This is a genomic window from Ammoniphilus sp. YIM 78166 (assembly GCF_004522215.1).
Lineage (GTDB): Bacteria > Bacillota > Bacilli > Aneurinibacillales > RAOX-1 > YIM-78166.
This window is the reverse complement of the sequence record NZ_SDLR01000009.1, coordinates 279-25,823: the sequence shown is the minus strand read 5'-3', so window position 1 is coordinate 25,823 and position 25,545 is coordinate 279. Positions and strand designations below refer to the sequence as shown.

At 43.2% G+C, this 25,545-nt stretch carries 25 protein-coding genes and 1 pseudogene; 16 read left to right on the top strand and 10 right to left on the bottom strand.

The features are described from left to right. The first annotated feature begins 7 nt into the window (after nt 1–7). Together EIZ58_RS28240 and EIZ58_RS28235 are read left to right on the top strand one after the other, a co-directional pair. On the top strand, nt 8–1,642 hold the full coding sequence (locus EIZ58_RS28240) for an amidohydrolase (protein WP_134704333.1): 1,635 nt from the start codon (nt 8–10) through the stop codon (nt 1,640–1,642). A 289-nt stretch (nt 1,643–1,931) separates the two neighbouring features. After that, nucleotides 1,932–2,429 (top strand): hypothetical protein, encoded by a 498-nt coding sequence (locus EIZ58_RS28235; RefSeq protein ID WP_167578020.1) that lies wholly within the window; start codon nt 1,932–1,934, stop codon nt 2,427–2,429. Nucleotides 2,430–2,599: 170 nt separating this feature from the next. On the opposite strand, the gene EIZ58_RS28230 is transcribed toward EIZ58_RS28235, so the two are convergent. Continuing rightward, on the bottom strand, nt 2,600–3,175 hold the full coding sequence (locus EIZ58_RS28230) for a cysteine hydrolase family protein (RefSeq protein ID WP_134704331.1): 576 nt from the start codon (nt 3,173–3,175) through the stop codon (nt 2,600–2,602). Nucleotides 3,176–3,291: 116 nt separating this feature from the next. On the opposite strand from EIZ58_RS28230, the gene EIZ58_RS28225 reads away from it, so the two are divergent. The 3 genes and pseudogenes from EIZ58_RS28225 to EIZ58_RS28215 all read left to right on the top strand — a co-directional run bounded on the left by EIZ58_RS28225 (nt 3,292) and on the right by EIZ58_RS28215 (nt 5,808). Then, nucleotides 3,292–3,738, top strand: a complete 447-nt coding sequence (locus EIZ58_RS28225) for an Lrp/AsnC family transcriptional regulator (RefSeq protein WP_134704330.1) — start codon at nt 3,292–3,294, stop codon at nt 3,736–3,738. Between the two features lie 47 nt (nt 3,739–3,785). Further along, nucleotides 3,786–4,003: pseudogene (locus tag EIZ58_RS34615) on the top strand (transposase); the annotation flags it as partial. Between the two features lie 569 nt (nt 4,004–4,572). Further along, entirely contained in the window at nt 4,573–5,808 is a 1,236-nt protein-coding gene (locus EIZ58_RS28215; protein WP_134704329.1) for an IS110 family RNA-guided transposase, read from the top strand. A gap of 143 nt (nt 5,809–5,951) precedes the next feature. On the opposite strand, the gene EIZ58_RS28210 is transcribed toward EIZ58_RS28215, so the two are convergent. Then, entirely contained in the window at nt 5,952–6,290 is a 339-nt protein-coding gene (locus tag EIZ58_RS28210) for a hypothetical protein (RefSeq protein WP_134704328.1), read from the bottom strand. A gap of 393 nt (nt 6,291–6,683) precedes the next feature. On the opposite strand from EIZ58_RS28210, the gene EIZ58_RS28205 reads away from it, so the two are divergent. Together EIZ58_RS28205 and EIZ58_RS28200 are read left to right on the top strand one after the other, a co-directional pair. Continuing rightward, nucleotides 6,684–6,956 (top strand): AbrB/MazE/SpoVT family DNA-binding domain-containing protein, encoded by a 273-nt coding sequence (locus EIZ58_RS28205; protein WP_240689445.1) that lies wholly within the window; start codon nt 6,684–6,686, stop codon nt 6,954–6,956. Then, nucleotides 6,953–7,354, top strand: coding sequence for a type II toxin-antitoxin system VapC family toxin (locus EIZ58_RS28200; protein WP_167578019.1), 402 nt, complete (start codon nt 6,953–6,955; stop codon nt 7,352–7,354). The genes EIZ58_RS28205 and EIZ58_RS28200 overlap by 4 nt, the downstream gene beginning before the upstream one ends. 383 nt (nt 7,355–7,737) lie before the next feature. Here the strand turns inward: EIZ58_RS28200 and EIZ58_RS28195 are convergent, their stop codons facing one another. The 4 genes from EIZ58_RS28195 to EIZ58_RS28180 all read right to left on the bottom strand — a co-directional run bounded on the left by EIZ58_RS28195 (nt 7,738) and on the right by EIZ58_RS28180 (nt 13,080). After that, nucleotides 7,738–7,983 (bottom strand): biotin/lipoyl-containing protein, encoded by a 246-nt coding sequence (locus tag EIZ58_RS28195; RefSeq protein ID WP_240689444.1) that lies wholly within the window; start codon nt 7,981–7,983, stop codon nt 7,738–7,740. Beyond that, nucleotides 7,958–10,096, bottom strand: coding sequence for a sigma 54-interacting transcriptional regulator (locus EIZ58_RS28190; RefSeq protein ID WP_134704324.1), 2,139 nt, complete (start codon nt 10,094–10,096; stop codon nt 7,958–7,960). Before EIZ58_RS28190 ends, EIZ58_RS28195 begins: the two co-directional genes overlap by 26 nt. A 113-nt stretch (nt 10,097–10,209) precedes the next feature. Then, nucleotides 10,210–11,589: a putrescine aminotransferase gene (locus EIZ58_RS28185; protein ID WP_205672379.1), complete on the bottom strand. Its 1,380-nt coding sequence runs from the start codon at nt 11,587–11,589 to the stop codon at nt 10,210–10,212. Between the two features lie 33 nt (nt 11,590–11,622). Then, the gene (locus EIZ58_RS28180; protein WP_370297827.1) at nt 11,623–13,080 is read right to left on the bottom strand and encodes an aldehyde dehydrogenase family protein; all 1,458 of its coding nucleotides are present in this window, start codon (nt 13,078–13,080) and stop codon (nt 11,623–11,625) included. 247 nt (nt 13,081–13,327) lie between these two features. On the opposite strand from EIZ58_RS28180, the gene EIZ58_RS28175 reads away from it, so the two are divergent. The 5 genes from EIZ58_RS28175 (at nt 13,328) to EIZ58_RS33900 (ending at nt 16,640) form a co-directional block, all read left to right on the top strand. After that, a complete protein-coding gene (locus EIZ58_RS28175) occupies nt 13,328–13,519 on the top strand; it encodes a hypothetical protein (RefSeq protein ID WP_134704321.1) in 192 nt (63 codons plus the stop codon). Continuing rightward, nucleotides 13,498–13,890: a phosphate-starvation-inducible protein PsiE gene (locus EIZ58_RS28170; protein WP_134704320.1), complete on the top strand. Its 393-nt coding sequence runs from the start codon at nt 13,498–13,500 to the stop codon at nt 13,888–13,890. The genes EIZ58_RS28175 and EIZ58_RS28170 overlap by 22 nt, the downstream gene beginning before the upstream one ends. A gap of 444 nt (nt 13,891–14,334) precedes the next feature. Further along, nucleotides 14,335–15,600: a Glu/Leu/Phe/Val family dehydrogenase gene (locus tag EIZ58_RS28165; protein ID WP_240689443.1), complete on the top strand. Its 1,266-nt coding sequence runs from the start codon at nt 14,335–14,337 to the stop codon at nt 15,598–15,600. Between the two features lie 34 nt (nt 15,601–15,634). Next, nucleotides 15,635–16,519, top strand: a complete 885-nt coding sequence (pdxS, locus tag EIZ58_RS28160) for a pyridoxal 5'-phosphate synthase lyase subunit PdxS (protein ID WP_134704319.1) — start codon at nt 15,635–15,637, stop codon at nt 16,517–16,519. Further along, a complete protein-coding gene (locus EIZ58_RS33900; RefSeq protein ID WP_167578018.1) occupies nt 16,491–16,640 on the top strand; it encodes a hypothetical protein in 150 nt (49 codons plus the stop codon). Before pdxS ends, EIZ58_RS33900 begins: the two co-directional genes overlap by 29 nt. Here EIZ58_RS33900 and speB read toward each other — a convergent pair. Next, nucleotides 16,629–17,561 carry an agmatinase gene (gene speB / locus EIZ58_RS28155; protein ID WP_134704318.1) on the bottom strand — a complete coding sequence of 311 codons (933 nt, stop codon included), beginning with the start codon at nt 17,559–17,561 and terminating at the stop codon, nt 16,629–16,631. The two genes, EIZ58_RS33900 and speB, sit on opposite strands and share 12 nt — an antisense overlap. 370 nt (nt 17,562–17,931) lie before the next feature. Here speB and EIZ58_RS28150 point away from each other — a divergent pair, with 370 nt between their 5' ends. Continuing rightward, the gene (locus EIZ58_RS28150) at nt 17,932–18,177 is read left to right on the top strand and encodes a biotin/lipoyl attachment domain-containing protein (RefSeq protein ID WP_134704317.1); all 246 of its coding nucleotides are present in this window, start codon (nt 17,932–17,934) and stop codon (nt 18,175–18,177) included. A gap of 52 nt (nt 18,178–18,229) precedes the next feature. On the opposite strand, the gene EIZ58_RS28145 is transcribed toward EIZ58_RS28150, so the two are convergent. Genes EIZ58_RS28145 through EIZ58_RS28135 form a run of 3 tightly spaced genes read right to left on the bottom strand, consistent with a single transcriptional unit; the run spans nt 18,230 to nt 21,634 of the window. After that, nucleotides 18,230–19,087 carry a carbon-nitrogen hydrolase gene (locus EIZ58_RS28145; RefSeq protein ID WP_134704316.1) on the bottom strand — a complete coding sequence of 286 codons (858 nt, stop codon included), beginning with the start codon at nt 19,085–19,087 and terminating at the stop codon, nt 18,230–18,232. A gap of 55 nt (nt 19,088–19,142) precedes the next feature. Continuing rightward, a complete protein-coding gene (locus tag EIZ58_RS28140) occupies nt 19,143–20,240 on the bottom strand; it encodes a class II histone deacetylase (protein ID WP_134704315.1) in 1,098 nt (365 codons plus the stop codon). Further along, complete coding sequence (locus tag EIZ58_RS28135; protein ID WP_134704314.1) at nt 20,237–21,634, bottom strand: APC family permease; 1,398 nt, start codon at nt 21,632–21,634, stop codon at nt 20,237–20,239. The genes EIZ58_RS28140 and EIZ58_RS28135 overlap by 4 nt, the downstream gene beginning before the upstream one ends. Nucleotides 21,635–21,894: 260 nt before the next feature. On the opposite strand from EIZ58_RS28135, the gene EIZ58_RS28130 reads away from it, so the two are divergent. The 3 genes from EIZ58_RS28130 to EIZ58_RS28120 are packed head-to-tail and all read left to right on the top strand — an operon-like array spanning nt 21,895 to nt 25,222. Beyond that, nucleotides 21,895–23,163: a sigma-54 interaction domain-containing protein gene (locus EIZ58_RS28130; RefSeq protein WP_240689442.1), complete on the top strand. Its 1,269-nt coding sequence runs from the start codon at nt 21,895–21,897 to the stop codon at nt 23,161–23,163. Next, the gene (locus EIZ58_RS28125) at nt 23,160–23,960 is read left to right on the top strand and encodes a carbon-nitrogen hydrolase family protein (protein ID WP_134704313.1); all 801 of its coding nucleotides are present in this window, start codon (nt 23,160–23,162) and stop codon (nt 23,958–23,960) included. The genes EIZ58_RS28130 and EIZ58_RS28125 overlap by 4 nt, the downstream gene beginning before the upstream one ends. A 38-nt stretch (nt 23,961–23,998) precedes the next feature. Continuing rightward, nucleotides 23,999–25,222 (top strand): aminopeptidase, encoded by a 1,224-nt coding sequence (locus EIZ58_RS28120; protein ID WP_134704312.1) that lies wholly within the window; start codon nt 23,999–24,001, stop codon nt 25,220–25,222. The last annotated feature ends 323 nt before the right edge of the window (nt 25,223–25,545 follow it).

Here is a 25,545-nt window from a genome sequence, read left to right as displayed (position 1 = left end):
ACGTAGTATGCAAACTCACAGAAAAGCAGATCTCATCTTATCAGGCAATGCCGTCTTTACAGGTTTAACGGACACGCCGCACCCTGCAGCGATTGCTATTGTCGAAAACAAAATTGCAGCGATAGGTTCCAAGCGCGATATGGAGCCGTTTATAGGGGAGCAAACCAAGGTTTATGAGTTTGGTGAGGAGTTAATCATGCCGGGATTTCATGACTTTCACCTTCATATTATGTTTGGCGCCTTGAGTATAGGAAGCGTTAATTTATTCGAGGCTAGATCGGCACAAGAAGTAGCAGAGATGGTTGAAACCTTCGCAACAAACCACCCTGATGAGGAATGGATCATCGGCATGCAATGGGACGCAGGGTATTGGGAGAACGACGAAAAACCTCATTATAAAATCTTAGATTCTCGGATTTCCGATCGTCCGGTGATACTCTTTCACGCAGAAGGCCATTATACCTGGGTCAACAGGAAAGCATTAGAACTAGCGGGGATTACGGAAGAGATCCAGGATCCTGAATTTGGGCGTTTTGAACGAGATGAAAAGGGGGCATTAACAGGCCTTTTATACGAACTCGCTCAACAACCCGTGTTAGAGAAAGCATTGCAATTATCGCAGACGAAAAAAGAATCCATTCTAAGAACATTTCTCCAGCTGACCGCTCAATATGGAGTTACTTCCGTGAATGAACTGTATGCCCCGCTAGATAATTTTATTCAGGATTTTGAGCTATACAAAAAGTTTGAGGATGAAGGAAAACTAACAACAAGAATCCATATTACGCCTGAATTAGATGGCGATCTGGAGAAAGCTCAATCCTTACGTCTTCAATATCAATCGAAGAGTCTCCAATTTTCAGGTCTCAAACAGTTTATTGATGGAACGGTGACCGGTCACACGGCCTACTTTTTATCTCCATACACCGATGAGCCGGATCATGGTGGACATGCAGCCATAGAGCGTAATGTATTCATTGATCGTGTAGTCCAAGCGGACAAGCTAGGATTCAGGGTCCGTATTCATGCGATTGGAGATGCAGGCGTCCGATTGACATTGGATGCTTTTGAAGAAGCTGCGCGACAAAACGGGAAGAGAGATTCCAGACATACAGTAGAGCATATCGAAGTCATACACCCCAGCGACATTAATCGTTTTGCTGCCCTAGGCGTCAGCGTTTCCATGCAGCCGGATCACATGGCGGCGTCCTCGAGGGATGTGTATACATCGATCATTGGACCAGACAGAGAAAAAAATGTCTTCTTAACCAAGTCTCTGTTGGATTCAGGAGCTCACCTGGCTCTGGGAACGGATTTCCCGATTGCCATCTCCATGAATCCCATGCGTCAACTTTATACGGCCATTACGCGGGTGGATAATAGCGGTAATCCGGAAAGTACCTGGCTTCCTGAACAAAAAATTACCTTGGCTGAGGCGCTTCGAGCCTATACGATAGGTTCAGCGTATGGAAGTTTTAGGGAGGATGAATTAGGTACCATAGAAGAAGGTAAATTAGCAGATGTGATCGTCTTGGATCGTAATCTATTTACCGTTCCTCCGGAGGAATGGCTAGAAGTGAAAGTAAAGCTGACGATGGGAGATGGAAAAATTATCTTTGAAGACGAAACCTATAAATACTAGGCTAGAGGTCCTGACAAACGGCTAACGGGTTCCGTTTAGTGGTGCAAGCAAGGGGATTCACATCACATCATAATTCGTTGTTAAAATCACAAAAGCAGGACTTCTCTCAAACTGTTATGTTGGAAGGAGTTCTGCTTTAATTTTATCTATGTTATTTAACTATCAATAAATAATCGACAACACATGATTTCAATAAAACTGAAATTTTGCTTACGGAGAATGAACATCCTTTTTCTTTTCCAATATATATGTTTTTTGTGCATACTTTAAAGTAAAGGGGGCGTGAATGTTGCAAAACGCGAAAGGTACACTTTTTGTATTCGATACATTCGAATTAGTCACAGAGGAAGAAATACATGAAATATTTAATTACTCGGAGAAACGGGGCTTTTCCCAAGTTGTTTTTTATCCACAGCATGAAGAAACATTAAGACGAATGAATATCTCTGTATCGAGACCGTATTTTAAAAGAGTGGACTTTTTATTCGAACTTCTTCAAGAAAGTACGCATGAAATGCCAGCAACTATTGACCAGTGGGAAGGAAAGAGAAAAAAGTACACGCCGATTGAGACGTCTCTTTCGTTCTTAACCGAAAAATATCCGTCACCCCATTTCGTTTTGATGAATGCAATCTATGCCGATAAAGTCTCAGGATATAAAGGCTTTGAGGAACAAATGCGGAAAATTCGCCTTATCATTAAGACGGGCGACCATTTTAGACCGAATGGGATCTTACAGAAATATACGCACAGATGGGAAGAATGGAAAAGTAAAGAGGCTGACTAAACCAATAGACAGCTTATGGAATTGCCGTAGCTTTAAAAAGCCACTCCTACGCTATCGATCCCCGTTCGCTCAATAACTTGATTCTAAGCGACGGATGTGCAATTGACAAGAACCCTTCTTTCGAAAGAAGGGTTCTTGTTTTGTGAAAGTCAGATTATCCGCATATAAAATTAGTTGTTGTTGAAGATCGTATTAGACTCTTTTTGCAAGAGATCCTCGGTTGAAACTACATTGGCATATATTCCATTAAGTGCACTAATGAAGGCGTAATGCACCTGTTCAGCCGCGACGACCCTATCTTGATAAACTAAGTCCTTTGTCGCACATGCATTTTCAATCAATGTACATTCAAAACCTAGCTCCACTGCGGCTCTGACTGTGGCATCAATGCACATATGCGTCATCATACCGCAAATCACTAGCTTGGTCACTCCGTTTTCTTTTAATTTGCTTTCTAATTCCGTCTTGAAAAAGCTGTTAGGCGCATGTTTTATGATAACACTTTCGTGTTCTAATGGTAAAACAGACTCATTGATTTCTGCTCCCTCCGTGTTTGGAAGAAAGAAGCCTAACCCTGCTTCACTTGCGATATGCTGGACATGAAAAATATTATCTTTGTTATTCTGTCTAAACCATTCAAGAACTTTAGCAGCATTAGCTGCTGCTGTAACAGGATTGCTTAATTCCATCTTACCATTCGGAAAATAGTCATTTTGAATATCAACTAAGATCAAAGCTACACTCATTTTTTTCACCTCATCAAAATTAAATTATAATAAAATAATAAATAATATCTTGATTTTGATCGATGGTTTGATGAAACACTTTTATATAAAATAATTTCATGGCGAAAGGAATTTATATGCAACTTGATAAAATTGATTTTCAGATCCTCCGACTACTAACCGAAAATTCACGCATCCAATGGAAAGACTTGGGGGAACAAATACATATGACTGGACAAGCAGTAGGAAATCGTATTAAAAAACTTGAGGAAAGTGGAGTAATTAAAGCCTACTCCTTAATAATCGATGAAATGAAATTAGGATTTTCTTATACAGCCTTTGTCATTGTTCATATGAAAACAGCAAATCATGATTCGTTTATTCGTTTTATTAATGATCGAAATGAGGTAGTTGAAGCTCACCGGATATCTGGGGAAGGCTGTTACCATTTAAAAATAAAAGTTAAATCCCAAGATCAATTGAATCTCTTTCTTAATCACCTTCTCGATCATGGGAACTACAGTTTGAATCTATCAATACAAAAGATCAAACAGTTTAACCCGTTGACTGACACATTAAAATAACTACAAAAACCGCTTGTTTTTCTACGAGGCTAATTTATTTCATCAAAGTCGAGGTAGAGTTTAAATCCGTGCTTAATCGCATACCATTCGCAAAGAAAATGCTTACTATCAAAGGGATTAACATTATTTCACTAGCAGGAATTTTAGGAGAATCAGGCGATTTAAGCGGCTTTGCTCATGGGGAATTCTATATTGCGTCACGCAGGACTCAATTTTACGGAAGCCAAGTTCAGGTAAATGGAAAGGACAAATTGCATTAAGTAAAACGAAAGACCGACCTCCACCCTTTAGATAGATGTAACGAAGGAATGAAAGGGCTTTGACCCGTTGAGACATGGGAGCGAAAATCACTAAGGGCTGTGTGGAGAATACGTGTACTACATTGGGATAATTTGGTGGATATTGCTTCGCCTTTTTTTCCGCATGCCCTTCTAACAGCCAAGTCCATCACCCAGAAACAGCGATGACATACTGCCTGACCTAATGGTTAGGCTTTTTATCGTTTTGTTCCACCATTCTACCCTTTCGCAGCAAAAAGCAGGGGAAGGATGCCGCGATCTCGTTCCCCGCTATCGATCTCCGTTCGTATTATGAAGTCAGCCAGTTTTTTCTGGTTGACCTTTTTTATTTAAGAGGGTTTATTAATACGGTAGCCGGGGCAGAACGACCGATCCCGTGGGGCAAAGACCCCGTTAGCTAAACCGTTCGCCCCCTACTTGTAGAAACATGATTCAGGCTGGTTGGGAGTGGGATCCCGCATAACAAGCGAACCTATGACACTACAAGAAGGAATTAGGGGTTACCGGCAATCACTTTTATGGGAGGAGATAAAATATGAATCCAGTCGTTGGTCTGGATATTGCCAAAGGGGAAAGTCAGGTTCAAGCTTTTTTAGATAAGGGGAAACCTTATAAACATAGCTTTAAAATTATTCATGACCTAGAAGGATTGGATCACTTCCTTCAGTTTCTAGTAGAGATTGAGAAACTTACTAGAGTAAAACCTTCGATTGTCTTAGAGTCTACGGGTCACTATCAAACACCGATTGTTCAGTTTTTGGATGAGCATCAGTATGTATATATTGTCGTTAATCCTTTAATTGCTTACAGAGCCAAAAGTTCAAGTTTACGTAAGGTCAAAACAGATGCCATAGACGCTTACCACCTCTGTGAGCTTTACTACAAGGAAGAGTTGGAACCCTATAAGAAACGTGGAATCCAATTACTCAACCTACGCCATTTAACTCGCCAACACGAAAGTTTATCAGGGATTAGTTCTCAAACAAAGCTACAATTCCATGCTATTCTCGATCAGGTGTTTCCGGAGTACCGTGGAATATTCGGGGACTTATACTCTAAAGTTTCTCTTCTTACTCTGTTGGAGTTTCCGACTTCAGAAGCTGTTATTCATGCTGGAGAAGCTCAAGTAGCAGATAAAATCGCATCGTTATGTATCAGTCGTTCAGAGAAGTGGGCTAGAGAAAAAGCCAGTGCTCTAATGGCAGCAGCTTCTCGTAATCCATTTCAAAGGAACTTATATCAAAGTCTTATCTTTACACTGCAAATGTCTGTTGAGATGATTCTTCAATACCAAAAGCACCTATCGAAATTAGAAAAACAGATAGATGCTCTTGCTAAAGAGATTGAAGAATATGGGATTATCCAAACGATCCCCGGTATTGGAGAAAAGATCGCGGCAACGATTATCTCTGAGATCGGGGAAATCGATCGGTTTAATCACCCTAAAAAACTAGTAGCATTCGCTGGTGTAGATCCAGAAGTATTTGAATCGGGTAAATTCAAAGCGACGATCACAAAGATTACAAAACGAGGATCTAGTCAATTACGGCACGCGCTGTATATGGCTGTTCGTTGTGCCATTCGGGACTCTCGTAAGAAGAAACAAGGTGACGAGATTATCCCCCGTAACAAGAGATTAAGGGAGTATTACGACAAGAAACGAAACGAAGGTAAACCTTTTAGAGTAGCCGTGATCGCTTGTGTAAATAAGCTGCTCCATTGGATATATGCTATTCTAAAAAACAGAACCGCTTTCCAAGATTTAACCTAATTAAATGAAAAAACCATATACAACAAAACCTTCCATAGAGGTGTTGGAAGGTTATTTGGTATGTGCATTTTTAGTATAGCACGACTGAAATTTATATTTTAATGAAAAATGTTGACAAACTATTAGCTGGTTTAGCGAAATAACTACTTGTTATTTAAGAGTCCGTTTTTCGTTGCTAACAAATACTTTCCGTCCCTTTCGACTGCAATTGCATCTTCTGAGTCTTTTCCTGAGATTTCGTATAATTTACTGCCAACGGAGGTGTCATTAGCTTCGTTATTCTCTTTAGGCATCGGATGAGAGTTTTTCATGACTTCGCCAATTTGCTTTCCAATTTGTTGACTTGGAACTTCCTCAACTGATAAACCATATTGCGTGTTATTCCAGATAACAACACTAGGATAAGATGCTGTTCCATTTTGTTGGGAGCATCCAGATAAAACAGAAATCGCTAATAGGACACCTAGTAACAATCTAAACATAGAATTTATCACCTCGAATATTTGTTCTAAACATAAAGACGATACTTTTACTTCGAAGGTTTCAAACTATTACAATGCAATTATTCTAAGGTGTGACAACGAAGCAGGGGATGGATGCCGATTCCGTTCCCCTGCTATCGAATCCCGCTAGCACAATAGAATCATTAACTTTATCTCTGTATTACATGTTTTCGATCAGCAGAAATTGGAGGTTTTCAACCACCCGTTACAATAAATGTTATTTGTATTAGTGGGGCAGTACCACCCCCTTCGGGTGGTTGTCCACGATACTCTACATCGGAACATAGAGAGGTGCTCAGCTTACCTTTACTTTTTACCGGGGTAAGACTAAAATAAAAGTAAGAAATATAATATGGGTAAGGGTGAACTATGATGGTTACTTCCGCAAGTAAGATATCGAGCAAAGGTCAAGTCGTCATCCCGTTGGAAATTCGTAAGACGTTAGGAATTGAGGAAGGGGATAACATACGTTTTATTATTGATGAAAACGGGGAAACCAAATTCGAGGTCGTGAAAAAGAAAGCAATCCTTGATCTGTTCGGTGTAGCAAAACCTAAACAAGATACCTCAGATTTTATAAAGGTACGCAATAATTCTCTCGAAGAAAGATCGGAACAGAGGATGAAGGAGAAGGATGTTCTGTGAAACTGATTTTAGATACCAATGTCATTATCCGTTTTCTAGCAAACGATCACCTCGAACATTCTCCAAAAGCTCGAAACTTATTTGAGCGAATGACGAACCATGAAGTGACCTTAATACTCGATCCGATCGTAGTCGCTGAATGTGTGTATGTTTTAAGTGGAAAATACTACGAATATTCGAGGGAAGAAATTGCTGAATGGTTAACCAAACTGATTGAGTTTTGCGAGGTCGATCATAAAGAAATTCTGCTCACTGCTATGTCTAACTTTGCTTACCATAAGGTGGATTTTGCTGATGCCTATTTATCTTCAAAAGCGGAACATTTAGGTGAACAAGTAGCCACTTTTAATACGAAGGATTTTGAGAGAATGGGGATAAATAGCTTTACTCCTAAATGAGGATGGCAGTTAAATAATAAAGAAGGACTTTCTATATTGGCTATATTAGAAGAAGTCCTTCTTTTAATTTTGTTTGCGGAATTCAACTATCGACACCCGTTAGAATAAATCACACTCCAATTCACATGTCACGCTGTTCAATAGCTTATGGACATCTTTAAAATATCCTGTGAATTACCCTGTTATTTCTATTGTGATTTAGTGATAAAGCCATGTACAACAAGACAAAGAAAAGGTGATTCCATTTGCGAATCGACGCTCGAAAAAACATGTGAATATCAATTTTGCACCTTGTAACGGAACTCGCCAACAATCGGTCAGGGCTTTTTATTAATAAAAAAAGACCCTCCTAAATGATAGGATGGGTCTATGAGCTGTAGTTTTTAACTTTGGTCTGATTCCGTAATCGTAGCCAGGATCATTCCGGCTAGGACAAACTCCCCCTGGTTGACTTCGATGTTCAACGCGAGTCCGGTCACAGGAGCTTGAATCGGATGGGCAAGATTGTTGGCCTTCAGCATAAACAGCGGCTCACCTTCTTCGACGGTTTCTCCTGCTTGACGAAAGACCGCTTCAATCACGCCCTCGAAAGGAGCAATAACATCAAATTGGAAGACCAATCGACTCACCTCGTTCTAATTTTTCCTGTATTTCTTGGTATTTTCTGCTAATCGTGGATTGGCTGACTCCGAGCACCTTGGCAGACATGGAAGTGGTTTTATACTCATCCATGGCCATTTTGATTAGCTGTTCCTCGAGCGCTTTCGTCGCTTCCTTTAACGGCATGATTTTATGAATCCTTCGGGTGCGATCGCCCTTCACTTTTTTCAGAAGGGGAGAAATCTCGTCAGACTCTATCAGTTCCTGATCCGAGGTGACGACAATCCGCTCAATGATATTTTGCAATTGACGGACATTGCCAGGCCAGGCATAGGACTCCAGTATATCGAGTGCATCTTGGGATAATTGGTGATTGCGCTCATACTTTTCATTAAACTTCTGCAAAAAATGCAAGCTTAACAGGGGTATATCTTCTGGTCTTTCTCTGAGGGGAGGAATGTGTATCGGAATCACATTCAAGCGATAGAAGAGGTCTTCTCGGAAAAGGCCTTCTTCCACCATGTTTTCCAGATTTTTATTCGTTGCTGTAACGATTTGGACATCGACTTCTTCGACTTGAGTACCGCCGACCCGAATCACCTCACGCTCCTGGAGGACACGAAGCAGTTTCACTTGAAGATTCAAAGGCATTTCGCCTACCTCGTCCAAAAACAGAATCCCGCGATTGGCCATTTGAAAGTAGCCCGGTTTGCCGCTTGCGTTGGCGCCTGTGAACGCTCCTTTTTCATAGCCAAACAGCTCGCTCTCCAGCAGGGCTTCCGGAATGGCGCCACAATTCACTTTAATAAAAGGCTTCGTGCTTCGGGGTCCCATTTCGTGAATGGTTCGGGCAAACACTTCTTTCCCGACTCCTGATTCTCCTGTTAACAGGACGGTGGAGGAGACGTTGGCCACCTTCTGAATATACTTCATGACTTTCTCTATGCTTTCACTTGCATAAATGACTTGGCGGTTCCGGCTATAGCTTTTTTGGTCCCTCAATTGTTCCAGTTCTTTTTTATATCGCTCGGTCATTTTCTTGACCTGAATCAATTCTTCTTTTAACATGACGGTTTCTGTTATGTCGCGAAGAGCGATGACAATTCTTCCTAACTTTCCTTCTTCATTGAAGATCGGGTTGCCTACCGCTAACACATTTTTTCCCGATCGGCTTTCTTGAGTAACAGATATCTTTTTCCTACGTTCAAGGACCATTTTCACAATGGCGGAAAAGAAGGTTCCTTCGTTTTCCAGTTCCATGAGGTTAATTCCAATGAGCTGCTCTTTGTCTGTCTCCCAAAAGTCCTGAATCAGATTGCCGCTATAACGCAGTAATACCCCATTATGATCCACGACAAGGATCTCATCGTAAATTGAAGAGAGAATGGCTTGTAAGTCCGTATTTAAGTTCTTGACGTACTCTAGCTCCATCGCCAGATTTTCAATATAGGGGAGGTCTTGCAAAATAATGAGGCTCCCTGTAATCTGGCCATGTTGGTCTCGAATGGGAGCGATATCGGTTAATACGCCAATTCGTTCGTTTACAATAATATAATTCATCACGGTTTCACCGTGCTTGATCACGCTGTCAAATTTCTCTTGATCGAGAATTTCTCCGATTCTTTTTTTGCGCAATTCTTCCGGGGTGGTTCTGATCATGCGAAGGGCCTCGGAGCTTGAATTCTCGATATTCCCCTCCGTATCCGTAATGACGATCCCCATCGGTATTGAGTTGAGCAGGGAACGAATCCAATCGGTTCCCGTCGACTGATTCGTCAACAGAAAATACAAAATGTCTTCCCGCTTCAGGTATCCTTCCGCCTCGCCCTGAAGATTGGTAAGGATGACGACTTCTTCGCCGAAAACCTTAAAAAAATCGATCATATCCGCTTCTTTTTGGATAAAGGTGACTTTGGTATGCAAGGGGAGTTCACGTACTTTGACATTCTTCCCCTGTATGTTATGGTCTAGGGAAGCCATCATATCCGTGTTTCGGATGTAGGCTATAATTTTCGAGCTGGAGGCGGGGTCTGTAATAAAGACGTAGGGCTCGTGCTGCTGAGACATGATCTCCCATACATCATGGCCCGTACCATCCAGCGATAAGACAGGCGCTCTTCTTACAAACGAACTTGGAACCATAGGCTTCCTCCGGTGATCTAAGGATTTGGTCTGACTAATCCCATTATACTTTAAAACTGGGACCTATGGAAAAACAAGAGGCTGATGAAACAGCCTCTTGTTTGATATTCGGGTTAGATCTTTACTTGGCCGAGGACCTTACGGAAAGCAGAAATGACTTGATCAGCCTCTTGATAGCTAATGGTGAGTGGCGGCTCAATCCGAATCGTTTTGGCATTGATCAGGGTACCTGCTACGAGAACGCCATGATCGAATAATCCCTTCGACACTTCGTAGCCAATTTCATCATTATGGAATTCGACACCGATGAGCAACCCTTTGCCTCGAACTTCCATGACCTTATCTGTGTAGGCTGCGGCGGCTTCGCGAAGGCCTTTCATCATATAGTCTCCTAGCTCAGTTGCCCGTGCTGGAAGGTTCTCTTCGATGAGTACATTAAATGTCGCAATAGCTGCTGCACAAGCCAGCGGGTTTCCACCGAAGGTTGTCGTTTGAATGAAGGGGTTAGGGAAAAAGCTCTTAAAGACTTCTTCCGTTGCCACTACGGCACCAGCCGGGATCACACCGCCCCCGAAGGCTTTAGCTAGACAAAGGATATCGGGAACCACATCATAGTGTTCCGCACAAAACATCTTTCCGGTTCTTCCCATTCCTGTCTGGACTTCATCAAAAATCAGAAGGGCCCCGAATTGGTTACATAAGTCTCGGACTTGCTTTAAATACCCTTCTGGAGGCAAGTTCACGCCGCCTTCTCCTTGAATCGGTTCCAAAATAATAGCGGCTACGTCTTCCCCGACCATTGCGCAGGATTCCATCGTTTTCCTCATCATATCAATGTCACCGAAAGGAACATGACGGAATCCAGGAATCATAGGGAGGAAGGGCTTACGGAATACGCCTTTCGCTGTAGCGGAAAGGGCCCCAAGACTTTTACCATGGAAAGCGCGTGTCGTGGCAATAAAGGTCGTGCGTCCGGTGTGCATTTTGGCAAGCTTCATGGCCGCTTCGACGGTCTCTGTTCCACTGTTGGCGAAATAAGAGTATTTTAGATCTCCTGGCGTAATGTCTGCTAGGATCTTGGCTAACATGGCACGAAGGGGATCTAACAGATCTTGACTGTGCAATGGTTGGCGATTCATCTGACTCGTGACCGCTTGGATGACCTTCGGATGGCGATGGCCTACATTATAAATTCCAAAACCGCCTAGACAATCAATATATTCTTTTCCGTTGACATCCATAAACGAGTTCGGACCCGCGTCTCTCCATTCGACAGCCGCAAATTGCCCATCCTTAGTTACGGACTTACGGTAATTAAGGAACCCTGGATTGACGTGATCGCGGAAATTATCGACCGTTTGTCTGGTAATCCATGCCGCTTCTTCTTTTGTAATCTCTTCTTTATCGATCAGGTTAAGCACCTGATTCGTATAAGCATATACCTCTGCATATTTCGTTTTTAAATCTTCTTTTACTTTAGGTTGACTAACCATCATAACCCTCCTGTTGTTTGTTTTCTAGTCGTTTTATTTTTCAAACCAGCCAATTGGCTCGACTTGCAGATTAATGTTGATTTGCTTGACCTCTGTGAACTCATCAAAGCCGAATGTTCCCAGTCCACGTCCAATACCGCTCTGTTTGTAGCCCCCCCAAGGAGCCTCATTGTACGTAGGATGATAGCAATTTACCCACGTAATTCCAGCCCGCAGCTTTTTAATCACCCGCATTGCTTTGGCGCCGTCCGATGTAAAAACTCCTCCAGCCAATCCGTAAACGGTATGATTGGCGAGGCGAATCGCATCCGCTTCATCCTTGAATTTTTGTACGGCGAGGAAGGGGCCGAAGATTTCTTCTTGCACGATTCGCATGTCAGGCGTGGTATCCGCAAAGATCGTCGGCTCCATGAAAAAGCCTTGATCCAGCCCTCCATCCTGCAGGCGATTGCCACCACAAACCAATCGTGCACCTTCTTGCTTACCAATCTCCACATAAGAGAGAACCTTTTCCATATGAGCCTGACTGATTAACGGCCCCATCTCGGTTTGTGGATCGGTTCCCGGACCCACACGAATGTGCTGGGCTCGTTCGGCTAGGCGCTCTAAGAAACGATCATGTATGCTTTCTTCAAGCAGCAGTCGAGAGCCTGCTGCGCATACTTGGCCTTGGTTGGCATAGATCGCGAAGAGGGCATAGTCCACAGCGGTCTCAAAGTCAGCATCGGCAAACACGATATTGGGGGACTTGCCTCCTAGCTCCAAGGAAATCTTCTTGATGTTGCTTGTTGCGGCTTTCATAATGCTGCGCCCGGTAGCGGTTCCACCGGTAAACGAGATTTTATCCACGTTCACATTTTCTGCCAGTTCATTTCCCACCGTTGCTCCTGGTCCCATCACCAAGTTCGCAACTCCTTTTGGGATCCCTACTTCTTGAAGAATTTCAAACAGCTTAATCGAGGTAACAGGGGTTACTTCGGATGGTTTAAAAACGATCGTATTGCCGGCCGCTAAGGCTGGAGCAATTTTCCATACTCCCATAAGTAAAGGATAGTTCCAAGGAACAATGAGCCCGCAGACACCGACCGGTTCCCGGACCACCATCGCTTGCATGGGATCCGCCACATGATAGGTCTGGCCATCCGGCTTCGTGACCAGCCCCGCATAATAACGGAAGCAAGCGGCTGCATCGGCTACATCAAAGCGGGTTTCCCGTAAGGGCTTCCCATTGTCAAGCGTCTCTAAGTGAGCGATTTCTTCGGCTCTTTCTTCTAATTTGTCAGCCACTTTAAATAAGAAGGAGGCTCGAGCAGCAGGGGAGAGGTCCGACCATACGCCGCTGTCAAAAGCCTGTCTCGCGACCTCGATGGCATTTTGGGCATCTACAACATCCCCCTCGGCCGCTACAGCAATGATTTGGCCGTTCGCAGGATTCATAATTTCTCTTGTCTTTCCGCTTTGTGCCTGAACCCATTCTCCATTAATAAACATGTTCAGTTGGATCAATGCTTAACAACTCCTTTAATTTTTCTGATTACCCCGCTCGCCTAAGTTAATATGCAAGATCGATGCCAAGATTAGAGATGCAAGAGTTCGGGGGTTGAGTAGTGAAAAAGAACACAGGACTATGCACGGCTACATAACTATGCATTTTTGCATAACTCTAAGAGCATTCACTCCATGGCATAGTCCTTGCAAAGGTATGAAGTTAGATTGATAACCAAAGGAGGATGTAGAAATGGAACTACTAGATTTGTGTATAAGCTGCGGGCAGGAGTTAGCGCCTTGGGAAAGGAATCGCCCAGAATGCCTTTCTTGCCGGGATCGGGTCACGGAATCCTATGGGGATGAAACGCAAGACGAAGAGGAGTACTATATAATAGAAGAAAGTCGAGAGGCCGTTGTAAAATGCTCAAGCTGTCATGGATAGCATCCTCATTACAGTTGGTTCTTAATGTATCCCTTGCTTTTCTTGCCGCTATATTAGTCCTTTTTCTCTCCAGGGAATTATACCTATTCAGTGCGATCTTGATGGCTGGTCATGAAAGTACGTATCACTCCCTTGAGAATATCCTGCTCTTTTTTTTATATTTTGAGTTTATCTCGATGATCGTCAAATATTTTAAGGAACAGTATCACTTTCCTATTCGCTATTTTATGTATATAGGAATTACGGCGATGGTTCGTTTCATCATCGTCGATCATGAGAGTCCGACCAACACGTTAATCTATGCTTTTGTCATCCTCTTACTCATCATGGGTTACTTCATCATTAACTACACACCGAAAGAGAGGCCATAAGGGGAAAATTCCAAAAAAGCTGATTTCACGAGCGTGAGATCAGCTTTTTTTGTCCTCCAGATTATTCAAAAATTCATTAGCTATGCATTTTTGGCAAAATGCCCTATAACTCATAGCTTGGCATAGTTCTTGCTTGAATAAGGGTAGGGCTTTGCTCTATTGCTGTGGAAGGAACCCTGGCATCTCGTCGGGTGTGACCACACCTTTACGTCCACTGCGTGGACTCTATCCTCTCATTTGAAGGAGGGTTAACCTCCTTCCTTTTTTACCAGATAAGAATTTAGAAGATATCTAGAATTCTATATCTGCATAAGGGCGCCAGCCAAGTTTTCTTTATGTTTTGGCATAAGAATTGCATTAATACTTTATCGAGAGCATTCATCCCTCAGAACGAAGGAAATTTGCTTGCGCCTAATTGCTCATTTGAAAAGGAGAGTCATCATTTTGGCTACTATTGTGGATCATGAGAAAAAGAAAGCCTCTTTATTTGAATCGACACAAAACATTATTAAGGAAGCATTGGGTTATTTAGGAGGGGATACGGCCACGTATGAGCTGATGAAGGAGCCGCTTCGGTTGTTGACTGTGCGCATTCCTGTCCGGATGGATGACGGGACGGTGCAGGTATTTACCGGCTATCGCGCTCAGCATAATGATGCGGTGGGACCGACAAAAGGTGGCATTCGTTTTCATCCGGATGTGACAGAAGAAGAAGTGAAAGCCCTTTCTATTTGGATGAGCATTAAAAGCGGCATTACCGGGCTTCCTTATGGTGGAGGAAAAGGCGGGATTCAATGTGACCCGAGAGCCCTGTCGATGCGTGAATTAGAACGTTTAAGCCGCGGGTACGTGCGGGCCATCAGCCAACTTGTCGGACCAACCAAGGATATCCCGGCTCCTGATGTTTTCACGAATTCACAGATCATGGCTTGGATGATGGATGAATACAGTGAGATTCGTGAATTTGAATCGCCCGGCTTTATCACAGGAAAGCCACTCGTGCTTGGTGGGTCGGCCGGAAGAGAATCATCGACCGCAAAAGGTGTAACGATCGTATTGCGGGAAGCTGCCAAAAGGGCAGGAATTTCAGTAGAGGGGGCAAGGGTGATTGTTCAAGGCTTCGGCAATGCCGGAAGTTTCCTCTCGAAGTTCCTTTATGAGGCGGGGGCTAAGGTGGTTGGAATCTCAGATGCGTACGGGGCACTCTACGACCCGCAAGGATTAGATATCCCTTACTTGCTCGATAGGCGAGACTCATTCGGTACCGTGACGAATCTGTTTAAGAACAGCATCTCCAATCAAGAGCTGCTCGTTCAAGAGTGCGACATCCTGGTGCCGGCTGCGATTGAAAATCAGATTACGGAACAAAACGCACCAGATATTAAAGCGAAGATTCTAGTAGAGGCTGCTAATGGTCCAACAACGGCGAAGGCGACAGAAATTCTAACGGAACGTGGAGTGCTCATCGTTCCTGATGTGCTAGCCAGTGCAGGGGGAGTGGTGGTTTCTTACTTTGAATGGGTGCAAAACAACCAAGGATACTACTGGTCTGAAGAGGAGGTCAATGAAAAATTAGAGAAAATCCTCACTCAATCATTCCAACAGGTCTACCAGACCTCGATCGATAAAAAAGTCAACATGCGATTATCTGCTTATATTGTAGGGCTAAAGCGAATGGTAGAAGCGGTTAAAATTCGAGGATGGGTATAACAAAACAAAACAAACCAACAGGGGGCACAACAAGATGATAAATGAAGGTACAATTCGCGTAAAACGAGGAATGGCAGAAATGCAAAAAGGCGGCGTCATTATGGATGTTGTCAATGCGGAGCAAGCAAGAATTGCGGAAGCGGCAGGAGCCGTTGCCGTTATGGCTTTGGAAAGAGTGCCTGCTGACATTCGTGCGGCAGGCGGAGTGGCGAGAATGGCAGATCCCACGATTGTGGAGGAAGTCATGAGTGCCGTTTCGATTCCTGTTATGGCCAAAGCACGAATAGGCCATCTGGTCGAAGCCAGAGTGCTGGAAGCGTTGGGTGTCGATTATATCGATGAGAGTGAAGTGTTAACGCCTGCCGATGAAGTATTCCATATTAATAAAAAAGAATTTACGGTTCCTTTTGTATGCGGTTCGCGCGATTTAGGCGAAGCCCTTCGACGCATTGGGGAAGGTGCTTCCATGATCAGGACAAAAGGAGAGCCGGGAACGGGAAACATTGTGGAGGCCGTTCGACACCAACGTACGATGCAGAGTCAAATTCGGAAGGTTCAAAGTATGGCCTTCGATGAATTAATGGCGGAAGCGAAAAATCTAGGAGCGCCTTATGAGTTACTAGAGTATGTCCATAAAAATGGGAAACTGCCTGTGGTCAATTTTGCTGCGGGCGGAGTCGCTACGCCTGCTGATGCGGCCTTGATGATGCATTTGGGTTCAGATGGAGTGTTTGTGGGTTCGGGTATTTTTAAATCGGATCATCCGGAAAAATTCGCTCGAGCGATTGTGGAAGCGACGACCCATTATGAAGATTATGCCTTAATTGGGCAGTTATCCAAAAATTTAGGAAATGCGATGAAGGGCATCGAGATCAGCACCTTACTCCAAAATGAGCGTATGGCCGACCGTGGATGGTAAGGAAGTGAATACAGAAGGTAAACAAAAAGCAGATCCGTTTCTGCTTTTTGTTTTTATCTGCGTAAACTATGGAACCCCACTTCGAAGAAGAATGAAGTGGGGGAATGGTTTATTTCTTTAATTTTAAAGCTACCAGACTGGCAAAATCATGAACTAGGGTAGCTGCCAAAAGGGACGTGATTTGAGTTGGGTCGTAAGGAGGCAGAACCTCAACCAAGTCAAATCCAATATAGTTGAAACCAGAAAGCGAACGAACCATTTCTAGCGTTTCTAGACTGCTGAATCCTCCGACCTCGAGGGTGCCGGTTCCAGGTGCACAAGAAGGATCGACAAAATCGATGTCAAACGTCAAGAAACAAGGGGTATCGCCGATCGCTTCTTTCATTTGCTGCAGGATATTGTTAAACCCACGTTGACGGATTTCTGGTGTAGTGACCACGTTATAGCCCAAGTCATAGCTAGCTTCAAGATCCCCAGGATGATTCAGTGTTCCTCGTATACCCAACTGGAACACCTTTTCCGGTACAAGCAGTCCTTCTTCATGTGCACGGATAAAAGGTGAGCCATGCCAGTATTTCTCATCATAATACGTGTCCCACGTATCCGTATGGGAATCAAAATGAATCATGGCTACAGGACCGTAAACCTTGGCTGCCGCTCTTAAACTCGCAAGAGTAACCGAGTGATCCCCGCCCAAACCTATAGGAATAATTCCTTGATTCATAAGGCTGAGTACGGATTCTTCCATTAAATCATAGCTACGGTGAATGTTATGCGGGATAACAGGCACATCGCCGATATCCATAGCGTTCGTATCTTCAAAAGGATAAACCTTACTGATTGGGTGATAAGGAAACAAAGTCATGGAAGCTTGACGGATGGCCTGTGGGGCAAACCGTGCTCCTACTCTAAAGGATGCAGCTGTATCGAAAGGCATTCCTAATATAGCAACCTTCGCATTTTCGCGATGGGAAGGCAGTCTCATAAATGTACCGGTGGTACAAAATTCAGGTTTAACGTCAGGTGATAATGGGTATTTCATAGTATGATCCTCCAGTGTATTTATAGGTTTATGAAACTTCTTCTAAAACTATAAACACACCTTAAATTAAGATCATGGAAAGTAGAACAGCAACTAAGAAAAGTTTGGGTTGCATAAAAATCATCTCCTCAAGCTCGAAGTACAGTACTTCTTATTGTCGTTCTAATAATGTATCAAGCAAGATCTATGCCAATTGAAATAGCGGTGCAGAAGCGGATTTTGCTTAATTTTTATATGTAACATTGAATAATTATGCAATAATGCATAATTTGGAAGGAAGGCTGAGCCACTTCTACACACCTTGCTGCTTTGGCGTGAAAATTGCAACAGTATTAGTTCGTAACTAGATTGCTATAGAGGGTGGGGTAACATGCTAACGGGAGAAAAAGTTATTAGTCCATTCCAAGGGGAAGTATTGAAAATTTTATGTGAACCATCTGCCTGGATTGATCAATGGGAGACCTTGTTACTCATTAAGACCGAATCAGGAATTGAGGAAGTAATCATGGAGCACTATGGGAGAGTTGAGCAAATATGGGTCAGTGAGGGAGATTATATTCTTCCTGGAATGGTCTTGGCGCAGATCCGGTGTAAGAAAGAGGAAGAAATTGAATAACGAAAAGTACCACTAAGTTTAGTTTAGTGGTACTTTTCTTTTTATTTTTATTTTAGTTAAAATCCTCTTGCTTCAGAAGCGGCCCATAGGTTTCCGGGCGTCGGTCGCGGAGGAACTGCAATAAGTTACGTGCAAAGTCGATTTGGGATCGATTAATTTCTTGAATCAATACTCCTTCCTCATCATCTAGTGACTGGATAATATCCCCAAATGGGTCACTAACAAAACTACCCCCATAGAAAGACATTTCTCGTTCTTGCCCCACTCGATTGACAGCGGCGATAAAAACACCATTGGAAATGCCATGGGCCGAGATTGCTTTTTCCCATATCCGGCGGGTAGAAAGTTCTGGATGGTCCGGCTCAGAACCAATAGCAGAAGGGTAAAACAGAATTTCAGCGCCCTGGAGGGCAAGGATCCTGGCTACTTCAGGAAACCATTCGTCCCAGCAGATGCCAATCCCAATTTTCCCATAGCGAGTATTATAGACGGGGTATCCTGTATTACCCGGTACAAAATAATACTTTTCATGGTACTGTGGGCCTTCAGGAATATGGTTTTTCCGAGTGGTTCCCAAGTTAGTCCCATCTGCATCAAAAACAACAGCGCTATTAAAATACACGCCTCTGGCCGCTTTTTCGTAAAAAGGAACGATGAGTACAATTTCCAGACTTCTAGCCAATTCGCCCAGGGTTTGAAGAGTTGGGCTATCAACTGGTTCTGCCAGGTCGTAGTTTTGAACAGCTACGGATTGGCAAAAATATTGGGAGTTAAATAATTCCTGTAAACAAACGATTTGAGCGCCTTTTGCAGCAGCTTCTTTTATTTTACTAATGGTATGTTGAACATTTTGATCGATATTCTCTCCGCACTTTAACTGAATAAGTCCTATTGTTACTTTTTCGCTCATGATGTTTCCTCCTACATATTTATTTATTTATTTATTTATTTATTTATTGGTCCTCTTATATCTTCCAATAAGGTGAAAAGGTTTGTTTGCATTGTGTGATGGCATCTACTAATTCACCTACAATGGGGCGGGGTGGGATCACATGGGGATCGTGAAAATCAACTTCGCAATTCATTAATCCCTCCATGACTCCTAAAGTTGCAATAGGTAGGTAGGGTAGGCTATACCCACCTTCCTGGAATAACACCAATCGTCCGTCACAAATCCTATTAGCTAGTTCTCTAAATGCTTTAGCCATGTATCGAAATCCTGGACGCATCATCATCATTCGGGAGAGCGGGTCCAGACCATTCGAATCCTGTCCTGCGGAAACTAGGAGCAATTGAGGCCTGTATTGTTCCAGGATAGGGAGAACCAGCTCTTCGATGGCCATTCGGTAGCCTTCTTCTCCTGTTGCAGGTGGAAGAGGAATATTGATATTGTAGCCTTCGCCTGAATCTCTCCCTAGCTCTGTCATATGACCAGCATTTAATGGATAGTAGCTTGCTTCATGCATTGAAATAAACAGGACATGGGGATCGCCATAGAAGATTTCCTGGGTTCCATTCCCGTGATGAACATCCCAATCTACGATGGCCACTCGTTCGATGCCAAATACCTCCCTCGCATAGCGGGCTGCGATCGCTACATTGTTATAGAGGCAAAAACCCATGGCTTGTTCGATACCAGCATGATGCCCAGGAGGACGAATAAGGGCATAAGCTTGTTTAATGGGACCTTCTCGAAGGACTTGTTCTACACCCAACATGGCACCGCCGGCAGCCAGACGGGCAATGGATTCGGATGAAGGACATCCAAATGCATCATGGCCAAGAACTCGGTTTCCTCTCTGGCATAAATCTCTCAATCTATCTATGTGGGTTTGAGAGTGTACCCGCAGAAGGTCTATATCCTTTGCAGGAGTTGGTAGAAACTCAGACATATGGTGAAGCAGCCCTGTTTTCTCCAGCATTTCTCTTATATAGCGAATTCTGAATGCGTTTTCAAATTCAAACCCCACATGCATACGGCTGTCTTCACGAAATGAGTAGATCTGATTGCCTGTATCATGCTTTTCGTAATCCTCATGATAGATCAACGCGGTTGAAATCATGGTTGTAAGCTCCTTTGCTCAGGGTTAGTAGAAACTTGGAAATCCTCCTTTAAATCCTCCTCAAAATGAAATTCTGGGGGTCTTTTGGAGAAAAAACGAGTCAAGTAAAGCAAGTAGCCAAATCCTACACTTACCCAGAACAGACCAAGAAGGATTGATTTGCTATCTAGATTGCTCCAGAGCCATAGGGTAAAGCCTGCCCCTGTCGCAGGCATCAAAAGATTCAAAAGAAAATCCTTCCCGCTCCGCTCCTTGTTTCTTACGTAGTAATGAGAAATAACGGAAAGATTGACGAATGTAAAGGCAACAAGTGCGCCGAAATTAATAAATGAAGCCGCAGTCGCTAAATCAAACACCAAAGCAGATAAGGAAAACAAGCCAATCAGTAGGATGTTTCGAGATGGCGTTTTATACCTAGGGTGCACATAGCCAAAGAGCTTGGACGGCAATACGGATTCGCGACCCATCGCAAAGAGCAAACGAGATGCACTGGCATGAGAGGACATCCCCGATGCGATGGTTGAAGTAATCATCCCTGCCAAAAAGATGGAAGCAAACACGGGACCTCCAATGAATTCGGCAATCTCAAAGGCGGCGGAATCGATGACCCGAAAGGAGTTGAAATCAGGATAAACCAATTGAGCGATATAAGAAACAAAGATAAATTGAAAACCGCCAATCAAGGCCACAAGAAAGATCGCTCTCGGTACCGTTTTCTTTGGAGTAACCGTTTCTTCAGACAACGTAGTAACAGCATCAAAACCTAGGAATGATAAGCACAGGATGGAAGCCCCAGCCATGATAAAGCTAAAAGAGACCTCAGGATTATAAAAAGGAAGGGCCGAGATAAAGGTACCCATCCCCATCCCTTTTGCAATTCCTTTCATGGCAAGAATAACAAAAAGGATAGTCACAAGAAATTGAAACGCTACAAGCACTCCATTCACCATGGATGTCATTCGAATACCAACGATATTAATCCCAGTCATCATGGCAACAAACGAAACCATCCAGATCCAAGCAGGAATAGATGGGAAAGCAGCAGACAAAAAAATACCACAAAGCAATACATTAATCATAGGTAAGAATAGATAATCCATTAACACAGCCCAACCTACAAGGAAACCTAAACGGGAGCTCATGGTCTTCTGGGTATAGGTATACGCTGATCCTGAAAAAGGAAAAACTTTCACCATCCTTCCATAGCTATATGCCGTAAATAGCATGGCAACAAGGGCGACCAAGTAAGCAGACGGAATCAATCCATGGGATACTTGCGTTACAACCCCATAGGTAGAGAAAACCGTCATGGGGGCCATGTAAGCGAGGCCGAGTATTACAAGTGGCAATAGCGTCAAAGATCGTTGAAAATGGTGTGCTTGTTGATCAGGCATGCATATTCCCCCGTTCACTAGTTTTCAAATAAAACCCCCTCCTTCTCCTGTTTAATACGTACATATTTTTCTAAAGCAAGTAACGTGCCAAGATAAAAAGCTTTGAAAAGAAGGAATTATTAGATAAAATACAAGGAAATAATGAAAAATATCATTATCGTTTTTGGACGCTAAACCTAATGGTTTATGAGATGAAAGGTATTGAACAGAAATAATGCCAAAAAACATTATAATGCCAAATATCATTGTGGGGTGACAAGATGATCATTAGTCAATTAAAAGTGAATCAAGATTGGGTGGTTCACTCAGCGGAAAAAAGAGCCTTTCTATTTAACGAAAAGCAATTATCAATTATCCGTTCCTTCCATAATGAAGAATCTGTGACGCTCATCCATAGTTTATTAGAAAACCATATGAATGAGATCGTTGAAGAAGAGAAAATGATCAAATTCTGCCTTCCTCCAGTAGAAATCATCCTTATAAAAAGGGGCTGGGAAACGACTATCGCTTTAAGAGCAGATCATGAGGATGTACATGTCGCCAAGGCTGAGCATGAATTGTTCTTAGCGGATACATCGTTCGTTTCTCATTCTTCTAAAATGCGAGAGGTAATGGATATCGTGAGAAAGATCTCCTACGTGGACTCGATCATTTTGTTATTAGGAAAATCGGGTACCGGTAAAAGTATGATTGCTAAATTGATTCATAAATCTAGCCATCGCGCGGACAAAAGCTTCCTTTCCGTTAACTGCGGAGCTATACCGGAGCCCTTAATGGAAGCTGAACTTTTCGGTTATACCCATGGCAGCTTTACAGGTGGTCAAAAAGGAGGAAAGAAAGGAATATTTGAAATGGCAAATGGGGGGACTCTTTTTTTAGATGAAGTTGGTGAGATCCCCTTAAATCTGCAGGTGAAGCTACTAGAAGTGCTCCAAGAAAATAGTATCCGTCCTATAGGAGGAACGGATCAAATTCCGATTGATGTCAGAATCATTGCTGCTACCAATCAAAATTTACATGAGCTTGTCCAAAAAAAGAGGTTCCGGGAAGATTTATATTATCGTCTTAATGTCGTGCCGATTGAGATTCCACCGCTGAACGAACGGGTAGAGGATATTGAATTTTTATCGCGTAAGTTTTTGGAAAGGTTGATTAACAAATATGGCATGTTCAAGAAAATTCATCCCGATGTTCTTGAAGTATTTGGTAAATACGATTGGCCTGGCAATGTAAGAGAATTAGAGAATGTGATTGAACGGCTTTTTATTACAACAGAACAGAATGAAATCCAGCTTCAGCATTTGCCTCCTTACTTTTTTAAAGGGAATGAAAGAATGCTGAAAGGCGATTTAGAATTTCCAATCATGCCGCTTAAAGAGGCAAAAAGAATGATTGAAAAGCAATTAATCACGAAAGCTTACGAAAAACATAAAAGCACCTACAAGGTGGCGGAATTGCTTCAGACGAACCAATCCACGATTGCAAAGAAATTAATAGAATACCGCAAGGAAGGAAGTGAAAGACGGTGATTTTAACTATTGCGCTGGCCCAACTAAAGGGAACACTCTTTGAGAAAAGCACTAATTTAAACAGAATTCTATCTACGATAGAGGAGTGTCGTCATAAAAACGTGGATTATATTCTGTTTCCTGAATTATTTCTTACCGGGCATTTTATCCAGGAAAGATTAAAAGAACTGGCAGAGCCGTGGGATGGGGAAAGCATACAGCGAATTCAAGAAAAGGCCAAGGAAACCGGTGTGGGTGTTATTGTGGGCTTCCCTGAGATTAAAAAAAATCGATATTATAACTCCGCAGCGATGATCGGTAAGGATGGAAGTATAAAAGGGATTTATCGTAAGGTTCACCTGTTTGATTATGAGCAATCTTATTTTACTCCTGGCCAAGAAATTCCCATCTTCGAAACAGAAGCTGGCGATGTGGCCATTCTGATGACCTTCGACCTAGAATTTCCTGAAATGGCTAGAATCTATGCCCTGAAGGGAGCCAAGCTGATTATGGTGCTGAATGCGCATAATGTCCCTTATGAACCCCACCAAGAGATTTTTCTAAAGTCGAGAGCCCTAGAAAATCAACTCTACATCGCGGCAACCAATAAAGTAGGACTTGAAAAAAGCGCATTATTCTTCGGAAAAAGTGCTGTGATCTCACCTGAGGGGCATATCCTGGCTCAATGTGGAAATAACGAGGAATTAATTATCGTTTCTCTCGAGCTATCCAAGGTAAACCAAATTCGGACGGAGCAGCCGATGAAGTACCTAGAAATGAGAAAGGGAAGATTATATAAGACCAACGGATTGGTGTGAGCCTAATGGCTATACACACAAAAAAAGGAGGATCTGTTATGTTGCATTTTCTTGAAAAGTATGCCGAGCTAGCTATCAAAGTGGGGGTTAATATCCAACCCAATCAGACCTTATGGGTGAATGCTCCTATCCATGCTGTTGACTTTATCCGACTTGTGGTGAAAAAGGGGTATGAAGCTGGGGCCAAGCACGTCCATGTAGAGTGGCAAGACGAGGGATGCACTCGTCTTAAATACGATCTAGCTCCTAATGAAGCGTTCCATGAATACCCCGTATGGAGAGCAAAAGCGCTTGAAGAGATAGCCCAGGGTGGCGGCGCTTACCTATTCGTACAATCGGAGGATCCTGAACTATTAAAAGGGGTAGACGCAGAGCGAATTACGGCATACTCCAAGGCGGCCGGTGTGGCTTTAAAAACCTGGAGAGAATACATCACCACCCATCGCATGAGTTGGTCCATTGTGGCGGCCCCCTCCATACCTTGGGCGAAAAAGGTATTTCCTCATTTAGGAGAACAAGAAGCTGTAGAAGCTTTATGGAATGCTATCTTTACAGCCACTCGTGCAGATCAAGATGATCCGGTCGCTAACTGGGAGAAACATAATGCGACTCTTCGGGAGAAGGTTCAATACCTAAACCACAAGCAATATAAGAAACTTCACTATAAAGCACCAGGAACCGAACTCACAGTGGAACTCCCAAAAGGACATCTGTGGCACGGAGGAGCTACGAAAAACGAAATAGGAATTCTCTTTAACGCCAACATGCCTACGGAGGAGGTATACACTTCCCCTGTGAAATATGGCACCAAAGGTGTGGTTCACAGTACAAAACCATTAAGCTACCAGGGAAATCTGATCGAGAACTTTTGGATCAAATTTGAAAATGGCAGAATCGTGGAATATCAGGCAGAGAAGGGACATGAAACGTTAAAGGCGATGATCGAAATCGATGAAGGAGCTCACTACCTAGGAGAAATCGCCCTAGTTCCTCATCATTCCCCTATCTCTAGCTCCAATTTGATTTACTATAATACCCTTTTTGATGAGAATGCATCCAGTCACTTAGCCATAGGTAATTCTTTTGCTTCTTGTTTGGAAGGAGGATCCACAATGTCCAAGGAACAACTAGCTAAGGTCGGGCTCAATGATAGCATCACTCATGTAGACTTTATGATTGGATCTGCAGAAATGGATATTGATGGGGAGACCGAGGACGGCAAACGAGAAGCCGTATTTAGAAGGGGGAATTGGGCGTTTTAGGTTGATAGAGCATAGATAAATGATTTCGAGTCCAGGTCTAATTTGAGGGTGTAAACCCCTTGATGTCAAGATACACCAATCGAATCTAGCGCAAGTCATTTTGATGCCCTCGGGGCTAGGGGAGGCGGGGATCAGGGAATCAAAGGTTCCGATTGATGCCCTCAAATCCAGCCGAGGTCCGGATCAGGGAATCAAAGGTTCCGCTTGATGCCCTCAAATCCAGCCGAGGTCCGGATCAGGGAATCAAAGCTGCCGTTTGATGCCCTCCAAGCATGCCGAGGCCCGGATCAGGGAATCAAAGGTTCCGCTTGATGCCCTCAAAT